This window comes from Algorimicrobium echini, assembly GCF_900115185.1.
Lineage (GTDB): Bacteria > Bacteroidota > Bacteroidia > Flavobacteriales > Flavobacteriaceae > Algorimicrobium > Algorimicrobium echini.
In genome coordinates, this window is sequence record NZ_FOVN01000002.1 from 1 (window position 1) to 19,158 (window position 19,158).

Annotated in this window: 14 protein-coding genes and 1 pseudogene; 8 read left to right on the forward strand and 7 right to left on the reverse strand. The window is 33.2% G+C overall.

Annotation, left to right across the window (positions count from 1 at the left end):
- Nucleotides 1–494 (reverse strand): annotated as a pseudogene (locus tag BM239_RS06135) (hypothetical protein); the annotation flags it as partial.
- Nucleotides 495–1,045: 551 nt separating this feature from the next.
- On the opposite strand from BM239_RS06135, the gene BM239_RS06140 reads away from it, so the two are divergent.
- On the forward strand, nt 1,046–2,572 hold the full coding sequence (locus tag BM239_RS06140; RefSeq protein WP_092206802.1) for a GH3 family acyl-acid amido synthetase: 1,527 nt from the start codon (nt 1,046–1,048) through the stop codon (nt 2,570–2,572).
- Here the strand turns inward: BM239_RS06140 and BM239_RS06145 are convergent.
- The gene (locus BM239_RS06145) at nt 2,556–3,179 is read right to left on the reverse strand and encodes a hypothetical protein (RefSeq protein WP_245758201.1); all 624 of its coding nucleotides are present in this window, start codon (nt 3,177–3,179) and stop codon (nt 2,556–2,558) included. The genes BM239_RS06140 and BM239_RS06145 overlap by 17 nt on opposite strands.
- 310 nt (nt 3,180–3,489) lie before the next feature.
- On the opposite strand from BM239_RS06145, the gene BM239_RS06150 reads away from it, so the two are divergent.
- Both BM239_RS06150 and BM239_RS06155 read left to right on the forward strand, forming a co-directional pair.
- Complete coding sequence (locus BM239_RS06150) at nt 3,490–5,157, forward strand: tetratricopeptide repeat-containing sensor histidine kinase (RefSeq protein ID WP_092206803.1); 1,668 nt, start codon at nt 3,490–3,492, stop codon at nt 5,155–5,157.
- A 1-nt stretch (nt 5,158) separates the two neighbouring features.
- The gene (locus BM239_RS06155) at nt 5,159–5,824 is read left to right on the forward strand and encodes a DUF5932 domain-containing protein (RefSeq protein WP_092206804.1); all 666 of its coding nucleotides are present in this window, start codon (nt 5,159–5,161) and stop codon (nt 5,822–5,824) included.
- A 177-nt stretch (nt 5,825–6,001) separates the two neighbouring features.
- Here BM239_RS06155 and BM239_RS06160 read toward each other — a convergent pair whose 3' ends face one another.
- A complete protein-coding gene (locus BM239_RS06160) occupies nt 6,002–6,565 on the reverse strand; it encodes an NUDIX domain-containing protein (RefSeq protein WP_092206805.1) in 564 nt (187 codons plus the stop codon).
- A gap of 470 nt (nt 6,566–7,035) precedes the next feature.
- On the opposite strand from BM239_RS06160, the gene BM239_RS06165 reads away from it, so the two are divergent.
- A complete protein-coding gene (locus BM239_RS06165; RefSeq protein ID WP_092206806.1) occupies nt 7,036–7,644 on the forward strand; it encodes a hypothetical protein in 609 nt (202 codons plus the stop codon).
- Between the two features lie 369 nt (nt 7,645–8,013).
- On the opposite strand, the gene BM239_RS06170 is transcribed toward BM239_RS06165, so the two are convergent.
- A complete protein-coding gene (locus tag BM239_RS06170) occupies nt 8,014–8,715 on the reverse strand; it encodes a hypothetical protein (RefSeq protein ID WP_092206807.1) in 702 nt (233 codons plus the stop codon).
- A 359-nt stretch (nt 8,716–9,074) separates the two neighbouring features.
- Here BM239_RS06170 and BM239_RS15400 point away from each other — a divergent pair, with 359 nt between their 5' ends.
- From BM239_RS15400 to BM239_RS06190, 4 genes are all read left to right on the forward strand, one after another.
- Nucleotides 9,075–9,245 carry a hypothetical protein gene (locus BM239_RS15400; RefSeq protein WP_177208993.1) on the forward strand — a complete coding sequence of 57 codons (171 nt, stop codon included), beginning with the start codon at nt 9,075–9,077 and terminating at the stop codon, nt 9,243–9,245.
- A gap of 224 nt (nt 9,246–9,469) precedes the next feature.
- Nucleotides 9,470–15,307 carry a PKD domain-containing protein gene (locus BM239_RS06180; RefSeq protein ID WP_092206809.1) on the forward strand — a complete coding sequence of 1,946 codons (5,838 nt, stop codon included), beginning with the start codon at nt 9,470–9,472 and terminating at the stop codon, nt 15,305–15,307.
- An 8-nt stretch (nt 15,308–15,315) separates the two neighbouring features.
- Nucleotides 15,316–16,317, forward strand: coding sequence for a PorP/SprF family type IX secretion system membrane protein (locus tag BM239_RS06185; protein WP_092206810.1), 1,002 nt, complete (start codon nt 15,316–15,318; stop codon nt 16,315–16,317).
- Between the two features lie 30 nt (nt 16,318–16,347).
- On the forward strand, nt 16,348–17,250 hold the full coding sequence (locus BM239_RS06190) for an endonuclease/exonuclease/phosphatase family protein (RefSeq protein WP_092206811.1): 903 nt from the start codon (nt 16,348–16,350) through the stop codon (nt 17,248–17,250).
- Between the two features lie 296 nt (nt 17,251–17,546).
- Here the strand turns inward: BM239_RS06190 and BM239_RS06200 are convergent, their stop codons facing one another.
- Genes BM239_RS06200 through BM239_RS06210 form a run of 3 tightly spaced genes read right to left on the reverse strand, consistent with a single transcriptional unit; the run spans nt 17,547 to nt 19,025 of the window.
- Nucleotides 17,547–18,083: a hypothetical protein gene (locus tag BM239_RS06200; RefSeq protein ID WP_092206812.1), complete on the reverse strand. Its 537-nt coding sequence runs from the start codon at nt 18,081–18,083 to the stop codon at nt 17,547–17,549.
- A 48-nt stretch (nt 18,084–18,131) separates the two neighbouring features.
- Complete coding sequence (locus tag BM239_RS06205; protein WP_092206813.1) at nt 18,132–18,551, reverse strand: hypothetical protein; 420 nt, start codon at nt 18,549–18,551, stop codon at nt 18,132–18,134.
- 36 nt (nt 18,552–18,587) lie between these two features.
- Complete coding sequence (locus BM239_RS06210; RefSeq protein WP_092206814.1) at nt 18,588–19,025, reverse strand: hypothetical protein; 438 nt, start codon at nt 19,023–19,025, stop codon at nt 18,588–18,590.
- Between the last annotated feature and the right edge of the window lie 133 nt (nt 19,026–19,158).

Below are 19,158 nucleotides of genomic sequence, written 5' to 3' on the forward strand. Positions count from 1 at the left end.
GTAGTTCCAGTAATGGTTCCAGCACAAGCATCAGTTGTCGTTGGTGCGGTAAGTGTTCCGTTACAATCAACCGTTAGGTTTGGTAAAGTTGGAGTTGTTGGACTTAAATTGTCTAATACCGTAACAACAGCTGTGCATGTATCATTATCATTACTATCTGTAACCGTAACGGTTACTGGAGTTCCTATGTCGGAACAAGTAAAACTAGAAATATCTAATGAGAAATTTGAACCAATATTAGCGGGATCTATATCAACGGGTGTGATACTAATATTTCCTGTCGCATCTAAAAATACGGTAATGTCATTACAGGTACTAACTCTATTTTCAGAATATCCTGGTCGTAACGATACGTAGTCGTTTATCGGATTATTAAAAAATGATACGTAGTCATTATTTGTAGAAAAAATATCTGAACTTACTGGTCTAGAAAAACCTTGAATACTAAAAGTAATAACAATTAGTAATAACGTGTAGAAAGTAATTTTTTTCATAATGTTGGTTAATTTTCATATAATAATCAAAAGGCCGTCGCTAAAATCTTGGTGATTGTAAAATCGATTAGAAATGACCTAACGCTGCTATTATTAATTATGTAAACTGAGGGAGGGTCAAAAATAACCCATGGAAATGCAGTCGAGAAATTTATTCGGTAAACGGCTTAATTACTCTTTGTATTAAATTATTTTGGAGATAATAGAGTCTTTTTAAATGTAAAACATGGATAATCAGGTGTTTATGTAAAGTCATATTCAAATGTAAAACTATAAAAGGCATAACTCGTTTACTAGTACCGAGTAACGATATAAAAAATCCGACGAAATGCATTTTGCTTTTTTGAAATCCTAAAACTTTTAATTTATATGTAAAAGATTATCAAAAAAGATATTAGAATTCTTTTAATTTAAATACCAACTTCAAATTGTTTATTTAACTGAAAATACCCATGACAATGATGTATTATCAGTCAACTATTTTTTGTATCCAGTCAAAAAAAAATAGGTATCACGGATAGGTAAAAACTAAAAAAAAGTAACTTTACCGTATGGCAATACTAGGAAACATTATTAAAGGATTTATTGAGATAAAGGATACATTTTCTTCAGAGGTAGATCCTGTAGAAGCACAAAAAAACGTATTAAAGGAATTACTTAATACAGCGAAAGACACCGACTTTGGAAGGTATTATGATTTTGATAAAATTCTTAAATCAGATGATTTAACAACGGCTTTTTCTGAAAAAATTCCGTATTTCGATTATAATAAGATCCATAAGGAATGGTGGTCTAATTTACAAGAAGGTGCCGAGAATGTGACATGGCCTGGTCATCCAAAATATTTTGCATTGAGTTCAGGAACCACAGGAAAAACAAGCAAACGCATTCCAGTAACAAACGATATGATTGATGCCATTAAACAAGCAGGCATTAATCAAGTGTTTTCATTAAGTCACTTTGATTTAGAGGCTGATTTTTTTGAAAAGGAGATTATGATGTTGGGTAGTTCTACGGACTTACAAGAAAATAGTAATCATTTAGAAGGTGAAATTAGCGGGATAACAGCTAGTAATATTCCTTATTGGTTCCGAAGCTATTATAAACCAGGAGCCGATATTGCTAAAATTGATAATTGGGACGAACGTGTGCAACGTATTGCTGATAACGCGAAAAATTGGGATATTGGTGCAATTAGCGGTATTCCATCTTGGATAGAATTGATGCTGCAAAAAGTTATTGAACATCATCAATTAAATCACATTCATGAAATTTGGCCCAATTTGCAAGTTTACACATCTGGAGGTGTTGCATTTAGTCCCTATGAAAAAAGTTTTAAGGCGCTTTTAGGACATCCCATTACAGTGATTGATACATATTTGGCTTCCGAAGGTTTTATGGCTTTTCAAGCCAGACCCGAAACAAATGCCATGCAATTGGTTACAGATAATGGCATCTATTTTGAATTTGTTCCCTTTAAACCTGAATATGTAAAGCAAGATGGCTCTTTAATTCCAGAGGCACCTGCTATTACCTTACAAGATGTTCAATTGAATCAAGAATATGTTCTTATTATTAGTACGGTTAGTGGTGCTTGGCGTTATGAAATAGGAGATACGATTGAATTTACGGATATTAAACGCGCAGAAATTATAATTACTGGTCGCACGAAATTTTTCCTAAATACGGTAGGCTCGCAATTATCTGTCAATAAAATGGATGATGCTTTGCAAAAGCTTGAAGAAGCATTCAATACAAAAATCCCAGAATATACTATTTGTGCTAAGCGTTTTGAGGATGGCGAATTTTATCATAGTTGGTACCTTGGTGTGGACGATGATTTAGATGCTGAAGCTGTATCTGAAGCTTTAGATGATTTTTTAAAAGTTGCGAATAAGAATTATAAAGTAGCCAGAAGTAAAGCACTAAAAGGTGTGAAGGTTACATTAATTGATCCTGCTATTTTTTATGAATGGAATGCTGCCAACAAGAAAAAAGGGGGACAGGTTAAAATGGAGCGTGTTATGAATGAAGATAAATTCCAACAATGGGAAACCTTTGTTAGTTCGCAGTCGTAGCTTTATCTGGTATAATCCCGTCTCGTTTATTTACGATTTCCATAATCTCTTCTGGTGATAAATAATATTTTTCAATACGAAGCTTGTAAGATGGTGTAATATTGGCATTATTAAGGATAAAATCTTTCGTTTTTAAAATGTATGACTCCATGCCTTGGTTCACAGCAAAGGTGTCGGCAGCACGTTCTGCCTCGATAATATGGTTGTCAGAAATTAGATATTTTATACCAAACCAAATTAAATTTATATTACTTCGATTCTGATAATCTAAAATATGTCCTAATTCGTGGCCTATCCAACCAATTAAAATATCAGACGGAATATCTTTAGTAGAAAATTCTTTATCCGATATTTTAAATCGTTCACTGATTAAAATCACATATTCGCGATATTCTTTCGGTTTAAAAAAGCTCCCCAATTTGGGCTGTGCTAACATGGTCGATTTTTTGATATTCTTTTTAAATTTGATTTCAATACCAACATGACGTAACGCAGGAAAATAATTTAAGGCTGTTTTAACTTCATTTTCAATAGCGTTTGGAATTGTTTTTTGAGCATATTGGTTTATTGTAGACATAAATAAGATGAGTGTAAAAATGGTTTTCATAGCATATACAGTATATGAAAAAATCTTTGATTGTACTTTAGGGTTACCATAAAATTAACAGAAATACCATAAGTTACTATCCTTAATGAATGGATACATTCAGACTTCGTGTATCATTGTTTGCAGATATACCATGGGTAAATATTAATTTAGCTCTAATTTAATTCTCAAACCTAGTTACAAGTCGTGGACAAGATGTACACATTTTTAGAATGATTTTTTTGATAATTTCAACCTATAAATAGAACCCGAAAACTATAATATATTATTATATTTAAACCCAATTTCACTTTGATGTAATACCTTATACATGTCCGGTAAACAGTCATTCCGTTTTTTCTTCTTTCTTATTTTAGGGTTTATAAATCTAATGATTTTGCCGTGTTATTCATTTCAAAAAAAAGCAATAGATAGTACTTTATATTTTAGTGAGAAGGTTAATAATCCAAAACATAAAGATGACTTAATTGTGGCATTCAATTATTTCACAAACCTTAAAGATCAAAATCTAAAAGCTTCAAATTATACGCATGCCATTTACAATTTACGACAAATAGCCATTATTCAAAATAAGCTAGGATTCTTTTATGATAGCGAAGGAACGGCTATTGAAGCTTTAAAATTAGTCGATAATTTGCCAGAAGATTCAACGACTACTGAAAGCCGTATAGGAATTTATAACCAACTTGGTAAATTATATCGTCAGTTATTGGAGAATGAAAAAGCCATTACCTATTATCAAAAAGCGTTAGAGTTAGTTACAAAACAACAACATCAAATGACACTTAAAAATAATATTGGTTATGCGCTTATAAAATCAGGGAAGTTAAATCAGGCACTTATCGAGTTTGAAGACCTCCATAATTCGTTAGCAGACGTTCAAGATCCCAAAGAAAAAGCGCGCATTCTCAATAATTATGGTGTAGTACAAGGGAAACTCAATCATCCCGATGCCTTGAAATACTTACTACAAGGGCTTGCCATGCGTGAAGCTTTACAGATTAGCAGTGAAGTTATTGGTAGTTATATGGATATATCCAAGTATTATTCGGAAACAGGTGATACGATTAAAGCGGAAACATACGCCAGAAAAGCCTTTGCCTTGGCTAAAGAAACGGATAACTCTAATATTATTTCGGAAACATTGGATTTGGTAATTGGTTTTAAAAACGATTCAGAAGTACAATTGTATAAACAGATCCGTAATAGTATAGAAACAGCTAACCTTCTTACTGAAGGAAAATATGCCTCCAAAAAATACGATTTAACGCAGCAAGAAAAAATGGCGACTGCCAATTTAATTCAAGCTGAAAAAGAGAAAAATTTGAAGTTGATTTATGGGTATACGGCCATTCTTTTGGGTGTTTTTGCTTTTATATGGTTTTTAATAATCCGCCATCGCCATAAAAAGCAGAAACAATTAGAAGTCTATAATACAGAATTACGGATTTCAAAAAAAGTACACGATGAAGTGGCGAATGATGTGTATCACCTAATGAACAAACTACAGCAAGAACAGATAAACAAGGATTCCGTTTTAGATGATTTAGAAGCCGTTTATGAAAAAACGAGAGATATTTCCAGAGAATATCATGATATAGATGTGGTGAATAATTATCAAGAACTTTTAAAAGATTTAATATCCAATTATCAAAGTTGTGAGACAAATATCCTTATCAAAGGGATTTCAAAAATAAATTGGGAAGGTGTATCTGAAACTAAAAAAGTAGCTATGTATCGGGTCATTCAAGAGTTGCTGACCAATATGAAAAAGCACAGTTCGGCAACTATTGTGGTGTTTGATTTCAACAAGCAAGGTCGGAAACTGCAAGTTCAATATACCGATAATGGCATAGGAAGTAACCTAAAAAAACAAAATGGCTTGCAAAATGCGGAAAACCGTATAAATACCATAAATGGTTCTATTACTTTTAAATCTCAAATTAACGAAGGCTTCAGTGCATTAATTACAATTTAGGATGTTTAAAAAAGTAATAGTTTCAGACGATTTAATTAGTATTAATTTAGGAATGTTAACCATTCTGGATACATTAAAAATAACCAATGTCACATCCGTACAATACTGTGATGATGCATATTTGCGAATTAAAAGTGCCAGTTTAAAAGAAGAACCTTTTGATTTATTAATAACCGATTTATCCTTCAAAAAAGACCATCGTGATCAAGAATATGCCTCTGGTGAAGATTTAATTGAAGCATTACATACCAATTTTCCTGATTTAAAGATTATAGTTTACTCCATAGAAGATAGGATTCAAACTGTAAAGCGTTTGTTGAATGACTATGCTGTAAAAGCTTATGTCTGCAAAGGTAGACGAGGACTCATTGAATTAAACGATGCTATCAAGGCTGTTTCTCAAGATCACGTGTATGTTTCAGAAACAGTGTCTCAAGCGTTGAGTAAAAAATCTGATTTAGAGATCGATGATTATGATATTTTATTGTTAAAAGATTTGTCTTTGGGATTATCGCAGGAACAAATCAGTAAACAATACAAGAAAAAGGGCATGACACCTAGCAGTTTGAGTTCTATAGAAAAACGACTTAATAAACTCCGTATTCAATTTAAAGCCAAAAACGCCATTCATTTAGTGGCTATTGTTAAAGATTTAGGATTGATATAAAAAAAATGTGTGATTACGGAAATCAGTAAGGAAGTATCATAAATGCAGGTTAAGTTTGTCTTGCTATTTATTGAGATAAAAACAGGGGAGTTTTTTAAGCGCACAGATTTTGTGCGCTTTTTTTGATATAAGTAGATGTTAATTATCTTTCCTTCAAATAGAATTGAATGCTTCTTATTATTTATTAAATAGAAACCATTGAAGACCAACAAGTGTTTTGGCATCTTGAAACTCGAAATTCTTAAGTTTATTTCTAGTATCTAAAACAGGGATTTTTACTAATTGAATATCTTCTTTTTCGTTATGCATGCCACCACCTTCAAATACTTTATCCGTAGAGGCGACTTCTGTATAATAAAGTAACACGCGCTCCGAGCTTCCGCCAGGTGACACAAAAAAAGACCCGATTAAGACAAGGTTTGTTAGGGTATAGCCTATTTCTTCTTCCACTTCTATTTTTACCCGCTGTTCGGGATCTTCATCAGCCTCTAAAGAACCTGCGGTAAGTTCAAGGATCCAGCCATCTGTTTTTTTAACGGTTGGATATCTAAATTGATTGGTAAAAAGTAAGGAATCGGTATCTTTCTCATAAATTACAATTGCTACAGAGTCCCCTCTTTCAAAACAAAACCTATTTATTTCTACGCTACCAGAACTAAAGAGATCGTGTTTAATTTTAGCTTTTTTTATTCGAAAAAAATCATCAAATACCGTGGTTTCTTCAAGTATGTGGTAAGTCATAATATATACTTTATTATTGTTAGGGTGGGTGAGCCACCTGTATTAAAAATCTGTAACACACTAAACAAAAATTATTATAATATAGTGAATGTTCAAATTTATAATAAGACCATGAATGTTAATTGTTAACTATTCTAAAGGTCAATCAAGCCCTTTTTTTAGTTTTTTAAGTCAAACAGTAGTTACGGTTACGTTTTTTAAATAGCCTCAATTTAATAAAAAGTAGGTCTCGATTAAAAATTCCATTTCGATTATGGAAACCCGTAATCGAAATCTAAGTTGAAACAATATTTTTGTATTATGATATGAAATAATACGTTTTTATGTCTAATAAAGATATATTTAAATGATTACTTAAACCCCAATATACCTGTAATTGAAGAATTATCTGACTTTATTTAACCTAATAACCTAAAATTACATATCTGTAAACTCATGGCAATATTGCTAATTAATTAAAGAAAACAATAATGAGAAAAATTATTTTATCAATTCCCTTGCTTTTTGGATTTTTTGCTGTAGCTCAAAGTCAAGATTCTGAAAGGTCGAACACACTTTATATTGAAGCTTCAACAAGTGCGGCCTCAAATATTGGATTAACTTATGAAATGGTTCATACAAACAAATCTCAAAAGAAATTTTATGCCAACTCAAAAGGAAGTATTATCTATAGAATTCATTACATGGGTTCTACTTTAGAATCTAGTAATTCATGGATTAAAGATGTAGATGGCTCTGGATTTGGAGCAGAAATAGGCTCAAGAACCTATTTTAATAAAAAAGCAGCTTCTAAAGGCTTTTTTCTTGGATCTAACCTTACTTATGGAAAATTAGATTTTGATAAAAAAGATATTTCAAGAGTACCTGGCTCTAATCTGGACTTCGAAGGAACTTATACTTATTTTTCTTTCTTTTCTCCTGAAGTTGGATATAAGATATTAATAGTAGATAAAATTGCTATTAATTTACATGTTGGTACCTCTTGGCTAATAGAAGTGAAAGGAAAAGGCGATATTGATAATAAGGCATTTGACAATTGGGTTTTACGTGCAGGCCTTGCTATTGGTTATAGCTTCTAATTATATAAATAAATTAAAAACTGACTTTTCTTTATTTGAGAAGTCAGTTTTTAGTTATATAAGATACCGAGATTTAAAGAATTTTCACAAATCGCCATGACACTAGTAAAAGTATAAACGCTGTCCCCTTTAATGGACTCTTTTAATGCCTAAATCGTTTATGTGCTAGCACAACACCTAAAAAGTATAAATATGTTGTTACTAATTATTCTGTAAGGTTCAAATTGCTTTATAACGAACGTTCATTGGGTACTTATATAAAAGAATCTCGAGGTTTAGTTCAAATTGGTCGTGGTGGTATAATTGATATTTATGACTTCTTTTTTAGTGACCATTAGTAGTTTTCAATGTTTTAAAATAGGAGGATAATTAGTAAGTTTCACAAATATATTTTTTAATCATATATGGTGTGATTTTCTTCAACGTTTTCCCTGTTCCAGGATGTAATCCAATAGAGGTGAAAAACTCTAATTTACCATCCTGATTCTTTCCATACCATAAATTTTCTTTGCCATCTTCTTTGAAATATGGATAAGCGCAATCCGGAGTTGTTTTTCTGAAGTTATCAATACGGTCTTGATCATACAATTTAAGAATACCTTCTTTTAATAATTTCGCATTAAAATCAACTTCAACATAATGATCTGTTTCCCATATCATCCATTTTTGCTGTGTCACCGAATTGTAGATTATAAATGTAGTCGTTACTGCAAGCAGTAAAATAATAACAATTTTATTTTGTTGAAAAAACGATTTACTGTTAGTTGAATGGCTGGATTTTACTTTTGGAAATTCATCATTCTTGAAATCAACATAATTGTCAAATCCTAAATATTGACATAAACCATTAACTACTTTTATCTGTCTAATCTCAATATCTTTTGTTTCTTCCTTTACAGCAGAATTATAGTAATCTCTGTATGTCCTTTCTCCTAATGAGAATCCTTCAATTTCTTGAATATAATATGAAAGCTCTTCAGCTATTTTGACCGCAGAAGGGTTTTGATGGCCTTGGTTAATTAATTCATTTCGAGCTTTTTCGAAGGCATTAATTATTAATTCCTTATGCATTTAAAAGTTGTTTTAGGGAATAAAGTTACATAATTATTCATTGGAATTTTGTTGGAAATGGATTTCCTAAAAGTTTCCAATACACTTCCATTGTATTTCCATCCAAAACAAATCCGTATGCTTTCATTTGCCTCATGATTGATTTATGCCTAATCGCATAGGCTTGCGAAAATCAATTTTATTGGAGTCTTAAGATGGGTTGTGTGCCTATGAGAAGTAATCATGTAATCTTTCTTTGACTCCATACTTCTCAAGCGAGAATGACGTCTTCTCGCGGTATAGCGTGTGTTGCTGAATATTCAATTTCCAATGAAATACTTGGACAGCAATACTATTGTTCAAATTTAATTCAAAATCAAATGAAAAAATTATATGTAATACTGTTTATGATTGCCATTAATATGGCATTCTATTCTTGCACACCAACCAGTGTAGCAGATGAAACTAGCTCTCAAGCAACTGATTGTTGTGGCAATGAAGGCGATATTCCGCCTCCACCACCGCCACCACCTCCAGGAGATGATGATTAGATTGTAATCTCATATTAGTAATGTTATAAAAGGAGAATCGTATTCAGAAATGAATTGTTCTCCTTTTTTTAGTTTGTTTGCGGAATTCCGTAAAGGTATTACATTTACAAAACATATATTTGTTCGTTATAGCTAATAATCAAACAGATACCTTTTGTCTTTTGTAAACTAAATTAAAGTCGCTTTTTAGACGATAAGGTGCTTTGATAAATTAATAATGAAATATGAGATTTAACAAATATATTTATTCTGGCATTGTTTTTTTAGTGATAATTAGTTCTTCAATTGCTTTTAATACCTTTAAAATAAATAGTAAATCATCAAAAGTAAATCCAAATGTTAGTTTTACTTTCAACAATAACAACGCTTGTTCAGGACAAAATGTCTCTTTTGTATCTACAGTAACGGGAGATAGTCCTTTTACTTATGCATGGGATTTTGGAGATGGAGCTACATCTATACAAGCAAATCCAAACCATGTTTTTGTGGCTGAAGGATGTGGTGGAACACAAAGTTTTAATGTGACACTTACGGTTACAGACACTAATGGACTTTCTAGCACGACATCAGAAATAGTTACAGTGAAGGAAAAACCAGATATTGATTTCGTAGATCTTGGTGCAAATATTGGAGTACCTGACTTTGAAAATTGTAATGCAGCAGCCATAGAATATACTATTAATGTTGGAAATAGTTCGATTTCAAATAGTTGTATTACATCATACTCTATTAATTGGGGTGATGGAAATTCAGAAAATAATGTGTCATTTCCACTCACACACACCTATCAAACACTTGGATCCTTTAATATGGTTATAACCGCTTCGGGAGCTAATGGTTGCCAAGCGCAGAAAACGTATTTAGTCAAGAATTCGAGTAATCCAACAGGAGGAATTGTAACACCTGGAAATACGGTTAATTTATGTACACCTATTAACCCATTACAATTTGCCATTAGTAATTGGGGAACAAATCCTCCTGACACGACCTATGAAATAGATTTTGGAGATGGTACCGCTTTTACGTTAACTCAAAATACGTTAGAGGCATCTACCTTTTATAATAGTTCTAATCCAGGAGCATCAGCAAACTATCCAATTGAACATACTTATACAGAGTCTAATTGTCCAAATAGTAATTATACCATACTATTAGATATTATTACTTCTTGCGGAGAATCCAATTTAACTGCTGGGCCAATAACGATTTTGGAAAAACCGGAAGTGAGTTTTAATACTACAGATCCAGCATGTGTTGATGTAAATATTCAAATTAATAATACATCCAGTACAGGATATAACCCAAATTGCAGTAGTGTAGCTGATTGGTTTTGGGACATGGGAGATGGAACAACTTATACGGATTTTGAACCTGTTCATTCTTATTCTACTCCTGGAACATATACCATTTCTCTTTATGCGGAAAATTATTGTGGAGAAACGGATCCTATTACCCAACAGATATGCGTGGAAGCACCATTAATTCCTGAATTTACATCAAATAATACTGAAGGTTGTGCACCATTCACTACTATTTTCAATAACACGACAAGTACATTAAATCAATGTGGAACGCCAACTTTTGAGTGGATAATTAATTATACAGCAGGTTTTTGTGGGACATCCAATGGTGCTAATTTTATTAATGGAACCACTGCTAATTCTGAAAATCCTGAAATTGAATTTACGAATGCAGGAACCTATGAGATTATTCTTCAAGGAACTAATTCTTGCGGAATGACTTCCAGTGTACCTCAAGAAATAATTATAACTGCACCTCCACAAGTCGAAATCAATGCGATCACTGATTTTTGTGATTCTTCAGCTGTTGTGTCACCAATAGCTAATGTAAACAGTTGCAGTCCAGATAGCGGAACCTATAATTGGAGTATTAACGTGGGAACGTCACCCACGGACTGGGAATTTACGAATGGTACCAATCAAAATTCAGAATCTCCAGAGATTAGTTTTTATACATTTAATACGTATGTTTTAAGTCTTGAAGTATCTACTGCTTGTGGAACAATAACAGATACCGAAGAATTTGTAATTTCTCCTGTTCCTACTATTACAAACACTGTTTTAGACCAAACGCTGTGTTCTGGATCAACTACCGATGATATTATTCTTGCTTCTGATGATTCCAGTACAACCTATGAATGGGTAGGAACCTCTCCTTCGGGAAATGTTTCAGGTGTCATTCCGTCTGGTAATTCCGATACGATTCCAGCACATATTTTGACTTTAAATAGCGGTACAGTAGGAACTGTAATTTATACGGTAACACCCTATTTAGTGAGTAATTGTCCAGGAGATCCAGTGCAATTTACGATAACAGTAAATGCTGGCCCTTCAATTACTACACAGCCTAATGGCGGAACATATTGTATTGATGCCGTTGCTAATGTATTAACCTTTACATTGTCTAGCAATACAACGGGAACACCAACTTATCAATGGTATTATAACGATTCAGGTATAGATGATCCAACAGACCCAAATACTACAGCCGTTGCTAGTCCTGAAGGGACGCAAGCAGATTATCAACCACCTACAGATACACTAGGAACACTTTATTATTTTTGTGTTGTTAGTTTAGGCGGAACGGGAAGTTGTAGTGAAATATCTTCAATTCCAGTTGCTATAAATGTTACACCTAATATCATTATTAGTAACGAAACACCTTTAAATCAAGTTATTTGTTCAGGCGCAACTGCTGCGGATTTAAGTTTTACAGGTAATAATGGTGGTGCAGGAACGGTTATTTATAATTGGTTTCTTTCTGATGATGCTGTTATTGATGCTACAGATACTGCTGTTGGAACAAATAGTACTACGTTTTCACCTGGCGTTTTAAATACAGCAGGGATTTACTACTATTACGTAACGATTGATGTTGATGAGAATTTAGGATGTTCAGATGTTTCTAGTCAAATTTTCAGCATTGAAGTTGTTGAAGACCCAGAAGTTGTCATTACACCCACGGATCAAAATATTTGTACCAATGTGACTGCGGACTTATTAATTGCGCAAGCAACTGGAGGTATTGATTTAACAGGGGATGGCACTATAAACAATGATGATTATACTTTTCAATGGTTTTTAAATGGCTCTCCCGTTTCAGAAGTTAATGATGCGGATGCTGATGTGAGTACTTTTAATCACGATAGTACATTGCCAGCAGGCGTGTACAATTATTATTGTGAAGTTAGTCAACCCAATACTTTGGATTGTAATGGGACTAGTAATACAGTAACTATTACGGTTAATGTTGGGCCATCTATTGATTCACAACCATTAGCTGCCGAATATTGTTTAGGTGATACGATAGCTAATCTAGAGGTTATTATTAACAATACGGTTGGTGCTCCAGATTATCAGTGGTACTCCAATGATACAAATGACACAGATACACCAAATCCGATTGGTGCTAATGCAAGTACACTAGTAATACCTAATACAACAGTTGGGACGTTTTATTATTACTGTGTCATCACTTCTTCCGCAGGAGGTTGTGGCGAATTAACAACACAAATTGTTCAAATTACTATTAATCAAGTACCAGAAATTAGTGATTATGAGGCATTAATTTGCAGTGATAATGCATTCTCAATTATTCCAGATACTACAAATGGAGACATTGTGCCTGCAAATACCACTTATACTTGGCCTACACCTATAGTAAATCCCGCAGGAGCTATTAATGGTGCCATTGAAGAGTTAACACCGACTACAATAATCTCGCAGACTTTAGAAAACACGACTGTTAACCCTGCAACTGTAACATATACTGTTACACCGCAATCAGGTGATTGTATCGGAAATACGTTTGAGGTTGTCATTACGGTTAATCCATCTATATCAGTTACGGCAACACCTAATAATAATACTTGTTTTGAATCCAATGATGCCTCCATAGAAATAACAATAACAGGAGGTGTTCCATTTCCAAGTGGTAATCCATATGTGATAACTTGGAATGGACCTAATGGGTTTAGTAGTACCGATGAAGATATTTTTAATCTTGAAATAGGAACTTATACGTTGGATATTTTAGACGATGGTGGTTGTCCTTATTCTGAAATATTTGTGATTACCGAGCCAGACGATTTAGTTTTTGATTCCATAAATTTTGATCCTGAAACAATATCCTGCTTTGGCGCTAATGATGGTAGTATCGATATTAATATCATGGGAGGTACAGAGCCTTACACATATAATTGGACATTGAATGGTCAACCTTTTTCAGCAGACGAAGACGTTACCGATTTGGGGCCAGGAAATTATGAGGTTTCCATTACAGATAGCAATAATTGTGGTCCTATAACAGAATCCTTTTCAGTTATTGAACCACCTTTATTAGTGGTTTCTCCAAACACGCAAACAAATGTGCTTTGTTTTGGCGATTCAACTGGAGCTATAAATATAGATGTTGTTGGTGGCAGACCTGGTTATACTTTTACTTGGACAGGACCTAATGGGTTTGTTAGTAACCTCCAAAATATTGATGCTTTAATAGCAGGAAATTACACGGTTGTGGTTACAGATAATTCAGGCTGCTTTGATTCATTAGATTTTATTATAACTCAAAATGTTGAAATTACTATAGATGTTACAACAACAGAGATTGAATGCTATGGAGATAATGATGCATCGATTACCATAAACAATATTTCGGGTGGTATTCCGCCTTACGATATTGCATGGAGTAATTTTGGAACAGGAATGTCGCAAACCAATTTATCAGCTGGAATTTATACGATTACCATTACAGATGCAATAAACTGTATCAAAACTTTTCCTATTGAAATAGAAGAGGCGCCAATATTTTTAATAGATCCTGTAGTGACTCAAATGTCGTGTTCTGGAGAAAATGACGCAAGCATCATTCTCAATTTTCAAGGAGGTATAGATCCTGTTACCGTAGTTTGGGATGATGACAGTACCGCTGGAGTTGAAAGAAATAATTTAGCGCCAGGAATGTACTCGGTTACTATAACGGATGGAACACCATGTGTTATTCAGGACTCCTTTACCATATTTAATATTTTGCCATTACAATTATCTGCTAATATTACAAATGCGCTTGATTGTGATGATACGAATAGTGGTGCCATTAATTTACTAATTGCAGGAGGAACACCTCCTTTTAATACAGCATGGTCTAACGGTGCTGTTACGGAAGATTTAAATAATATCCCACCGAGTACTTATTATGTCACGGTTACAGATGCTAATGGTTGTCAAATAGAAGGGAGTTGGGATGTTAGTCGATTTGAACCATTAATGTTGGAGGTAGATGTTCAGTCAGAGGTTGATTGTGAAGCACAAACCGTAGATCAAACGTTTGTAGCTTTAGCAAGTGGAGGCGTACCGCCATTTCAGTTTAATTGGTCAAGCGGAACGGTTAGTGGTTTAAATAATGAAATTATGACCACGGATATTAATGGGCTTGTTGTTTTAGAAGTGATAGATAGTCAGGGTTGTAGTACCAGTTTTAATGTGAATGTAGATATTCCCGTTTTAGGTAATCCTGGTTTTGAAACAACGTCTTTTGGTTATAGTAACTATGGGGTTTTTGCCATTCAAGATCCTATTCAATTCACCAATACAGCTACAGGCGATTTTGTGAGTATTTTATGGGATTTTGGTGATGGAAATTTTTCAGCTGAAGAAAATCCAATCCATACCTATTTACAAGTTGGGAATTATGTGGTTACTCAAACTGTTACATATCCATTTGGTTGCACCTACACACAAATAATAACATTGATTGTTGAAAAAGGCTATAACCTTATCATGCCTGATGCTTTTACACCGAATGATGATGGACTTAATGATTTTTTTGGTCCAGAGCATATAGGACTTAAAAATTTAGAGCTCAATGTTTATGATACATGGGGAAGTCTTATTTATTCGGAATCAGGTGACGATTTAGAAGGATGGGACGGTAAGATTAAAAATGAAGAAGCCGAAAACGGAAACTATTATTACACCTTTAGAGCGCGTACTTTTTATGACGATGTGATTGAAAAGAAAGGTCCGTTTGTATTTATTAAATAAAAGCTAGAATGAAATTTAAACTAATACTCTATATAGTTAGCATCTTTTCTGTTTGTTCAGCTAAGGCGCAAGACCCCATTTTTTCACAAGCTAATTATGTACAAGAAACTTTAAATCCTGGATTTACTGGATTTGAAGATAACGGTAGAACGTATGCTGGTTTTTTAAGTCGCTTACAATGGCCAAATTTAGATTTAAAACTAACAACCCAATATGCTTTTGTTAATCAGTCCTTCGATTATGGTCCAAGGCTAGGTTTTGGCCTTGGTGTTAATGCTGTTTGGCAATACGAGTCCTTCAATAATTATAGTTATTATCAGATAAATATAAATTATGCACAACGTGTTAACTTAAATGGTGGTTGGTTTTTCAGGCCAGGATTAGAAGTTGGCGTTGGTAACAAAAGCAATAGTTTTAGAAATCTAACTTTGGCGGATCAAATTAATATTAACACTGGGTATATTAACCCAGTTTCTGTAGATCCTTTAAGAAATAATAGCAGCAATCCTTATTTTATGGATTTTTCAACAGGTGTGGTTTTTGAAAAAGAAGAATTTAACGGAACAACCTATTGGTTTGGTGCTTCTGTAAAACATTTAAACAGACCAAATATATCATTTGTAGAAGGCGAAAAAGTTCCTTTAAGTATATTTTACTCTATTCACGGTAATTATCGTTTCCCTTTTTTAAGGGATAATAGTGTTATGATGACGGTTAACTATATGCAGCAAAGTGAATATAACAGATTAGATATTGGTTCCTTATTTCAAGTGAGGCAACTTCTTTTAGGAATTACTGCTGCTACAAATCCAGCAAAAAATGATGATAATAGCCATATGTTAACCTCTGTCAATGTCTTTCTTGGATTAGAGCTTTCCGAATTTAGATTTGGATTCTCCTATGACCTAAACACCTCAAAAATTGGTAATACCAATGGTGTTTATGAATTTTCATTAACCTATCTTTCCAGATGCCGTAGTTGTAATACGGATAGGAGTAGAAAGCGTTAATGAGAGCATCCTCAAAAAATTATTTCGAAAATGTTACCTACTTTTAAAAAGCATAAAAACACTATTTTTACATATCGTCTTCAGTTCATAGCGGTTGTTTTATTCTTATTATGCGCCTTTAAACCAAACTTTGCTCAAAGCAAAAGGGACAAGATTTTAAATAATACGAATTTCAAATTAGTCTCCTGGAACATCCAAGACCTCGGACAATCGAAAAGCAACGAAGAAATAGCTTTTATGGCTGATGTTTTAAAAGACTTTGATATGGTAGCCATTCAAGAAGTAGTAGCCAAACATCCAGCTGGTGCACAAAAAGTTGCCAAGTTAACTGATGAATTGAATAGAAAAGGTGCAAAATGGGATTATCGGATTAGTAATCCTACCAAAAGCCCTTCGGTTTACATGAGTGAGCGCTATGCCTTCCTATGGAAAACCAGTAAGATAGATATTATAGGAAGAGCGTATTTGGATAGTGAGTTAGAAACTAAAATTTATAGAGAACCTTATATTGGTAAGTTTAAATTGAAAAAAGAAAATACGGCGTTTTACGTTGTTAATTTCCACTCCAGAAAGCATGACGACAGTCCTGAATTGGAAATACAATACTTTAAAGACTATCCAAACCGACTAAACTCAAATAACATTATTATTGCTGGCGACTTCAATTTAAACGAAAATCATCCCGTTTGGAATGATTTATACCAACAAGGCTTTAAAGCCGCATTAAAAAATAAAAAAACAACCCTAAAACGCAGCTGCAAATCAAAGGGGTATTTAAGTCATGCTATTGATAATATGTATGTTTCAAGCGGATTTTCAGTAGTAAATTCAGGCGTAATCGATTATATTGAAACCTGTAATAATTTAGAAGCCGCTCGCAAAATATCTGATCATTTACCTGTGTTTTTTCACGCACATATGAACCCAAATTAAATAGTATGAAAATTGCTCATAAGTTCCTTTTCGGACTCTCATTTAGTATATTATTAGTCTCTGCCACATCCTATAATGTCGTAAAATCAAACGTATATATCTGTGAAGGTCAGTACAGCAAAAAGTGCCATTTCTCTAAAACATGCCGAGGGCTTTCTAACTGTAAAGCATCCGTAATTAAAATCACATTAAAAGGCGCAAAGGAAAAAGGGAGAACACTTTGTGGATGGGAGGATTAATAGTTGTCAAGTTAATTTAGTACGTAGGATGTAGGAATGGATATTTATAACAAAAGATTACTTTATTTTCTTTAATATTTCTAAAAGTCTAGGTATTTTATCTACTTGTGTTTCTGTCCAAAACGTATAGTTTTTAATTGGATCATCATCATAACTATTTAGTTTAATGGTAAGCCGCCTATTTTTTTCGTGAACAAAATAAGACAGCGTCATTTCTCTAGCTTTAAAAATAAATTCTGAAGACTTGTCTTTATACCGTAATTCTAAATTCGGAATCACATTGTCTTCAATAAAACCAACAAATTCTTCAATTTCATCTAATCCAATCCAAGCAGTTTTAAACACATCAGGATTTTTAATGAACATATCTAACTGTAACGCGTTAACTGTTTTGCCTGACTTTAAATCAATAACTTCAATAGGATAAAAGTACACGTGTTCATTAATTCCAGATTTAAATTCAGCAATGGTTGTCCAATCTTTATTGATTCGGGTAAATTGTGCTTCATCAATAAATTTTCGAGTAGTAGACTCTATATTCTGGGAGAATAATACGGTTGTAAAGCTGAAATAAATAAAAAGTAGTTTTTTCATAATTTGGTTTCTGTTATAGATGTAAATAATTGGCTCTGTTATACTATATTATTCAAAAATCTTATCATACCAAGCACCTACGTCATTTTTAATTTGATCATGGTATTTGTAAATTGTTAAGGCTAAATTAAAATCTGCTCGTTTGGCTTTGTATTCATTGAGTGTAAAATAACCATAAAAATTACCGTCTTTATCAACTACAACAGGTGGTGTGTTTGAGTACGAATTCCATGGAGAATATGCGTTGTAACTATTACCGTAAGTTCCGTAAGCATTCCAGATAGAATTGGCATTATAACTGTTTCCATAGGTGCCGTATTCGTTCCAAATGGAATCCTGGTCATAACTATTGCAGTTTAAGCAGCCTAAATATACATCATGACCACTACCGCCATATAAATGTAGGGTTTGTCCAAATGTGATTGTTGTAATGAACCATGTGCAAAAGAAAAGTAACTGTCTAATCATATATTTAAGTTTTATATTCTTTGAAAAATGTGCGTATTATTGTTTATCAAAATCATATGAAACGGTCGTCACGCAGAGTCCATCATCTACTTCAATCTTATAAATTATGTTGGTTTCATAATCTTTCCATGTCATATAGTCAATTTCAACCATATGTTTTTTTAAATAAGCTACATTCGCATTCGTTTCGGAAGCAGGTTCCAGATGTTTCCATATGTGACAAACCTCTTTACCATTATCTAAAATTATAAAATAAATTACTTTATGCCTCGTAAAAGTGCCACTTGGCTCTGTGGTAAACACTTTTTTGTACACTATATATTTCGTTCCGTCATCCGTAATTCCAGCTTCATAGTTTGTTCCTTTATCTTCAATAATATCGGCTCTCGTTTGACCAATTTGAGCAAAACCTGTCTGGCTTGAAATTGTAAAAAGAAGTATAAAAGTTGAAAAGTGAATAATATGTTTTTTCATATACACTGTTTTAATTTAAAAAAAAACGATTATCTATTAAATTTCTATAGTTCCACTAATGATGATATAAAATTATAACCCATAACCAAGCTTTCCATACGGTAAACCGTAAGGCAAAAAAAATAGCATTCCA

Excerpts from the sequence above, each read along its gene's own strand:
- BM239_RS06140 (WP_092206802.1), top strand. The coding sequence starts at position 1,046 with ATGGCAATACTAGGAAACATTATTAAAGGATTTATTGAGATAAAGGAT.
- BM239_RS06145 (WP_245758201.1), bottom strand. The coding sequence starts at position 3,179 with ATGAAAACCATTTTTACACTCATCTTATTTATGTCTACAATAAACCAA.
- BM239_RS06150 (WP_092206803.1), top strand. The coding sequence starts at position 3,490 with ATGTCCGGTAAACAGTCATTCCGTTTTTTCTTCTTTCTTATTTTAGGG.
- BM239_RS06155 (WP_092206804.1), top strand. The coding sequence starts at position 5,159 with ATGTTTAAAAAAGTAATAGTTTCAGACGATTTAATTAGTATTAATTTA.
- BM239_RS06160 (WP_092206805.1), bottom strand. The coding sequence starts at position 6,565 with ATGACTTACCACATACTTGAAGAAACCACGGTATTTGATGATTTTTTT.
- BM239_RS06165 (WP_092206806.1), top strand. The coding sequence starts at position 7,036 with ATGAGAAAAATTATTTTATCAATTCCCTTGCTTTTTGGATTTTTTGCT.
- BM239_RS06170 (WP_092206807.1), bottom strand. The coding sequence starts at position 8,715 with ATGCATAAGGAATTAATAATTAATGCCTTCGAAAAAGCTCGAAATGAA.
- BM239_RS15400 (WP_177208993.1), top strand. The coding sequence starts at position 9,075 with ATGAAAAAATTATATGTAATACTGTTTATGATTGCCATTAATATGGCA.
- BM239_RS06180 (WP_092206809.1), top strand. The coding sequence starts at position 9,470 with ATGAGATTTAACAAATATATTTATTCTGGCATTGTTTTTTTAGTGATA.
- BM239_RS06185 (WP_092206810.1), top strand. The coding sequence starts at position 15,316 with ATGAAATTTAAACTAATACTCTATATAGTTAGCATCTTTTCTGTTTGT.
- BM239_RS06190 (WP_092206811.1), top strand. The coding sequence starts at position 16,348 with ATGTTACCTACTTTTAAAAAGCATAAAAACACTATTTTTACATATCGT.
- BM239_RS06200 (WP_092206812.1), bottom strand. The coding sequence starts at position 18,083 with ATGAAAAAACTACTTTTTATTTATTTCAGCTTTACAACCGTATTATTC.
- BM239_RS06205 (WP_092206813.1), bottom strand. The coding sequence starts at position 18,551 with ATGATTAGACAGTTACTTTTCTTTTGCACATGGTTCATTACAACAATC.
- BM239_RS06210 (WP_092206814.1), bottom strand. The coding sequence starts at position 19,025 with ATGAAAAAACATATTATTCACTTTTCAACTTTTATACTTCTTTTTACA.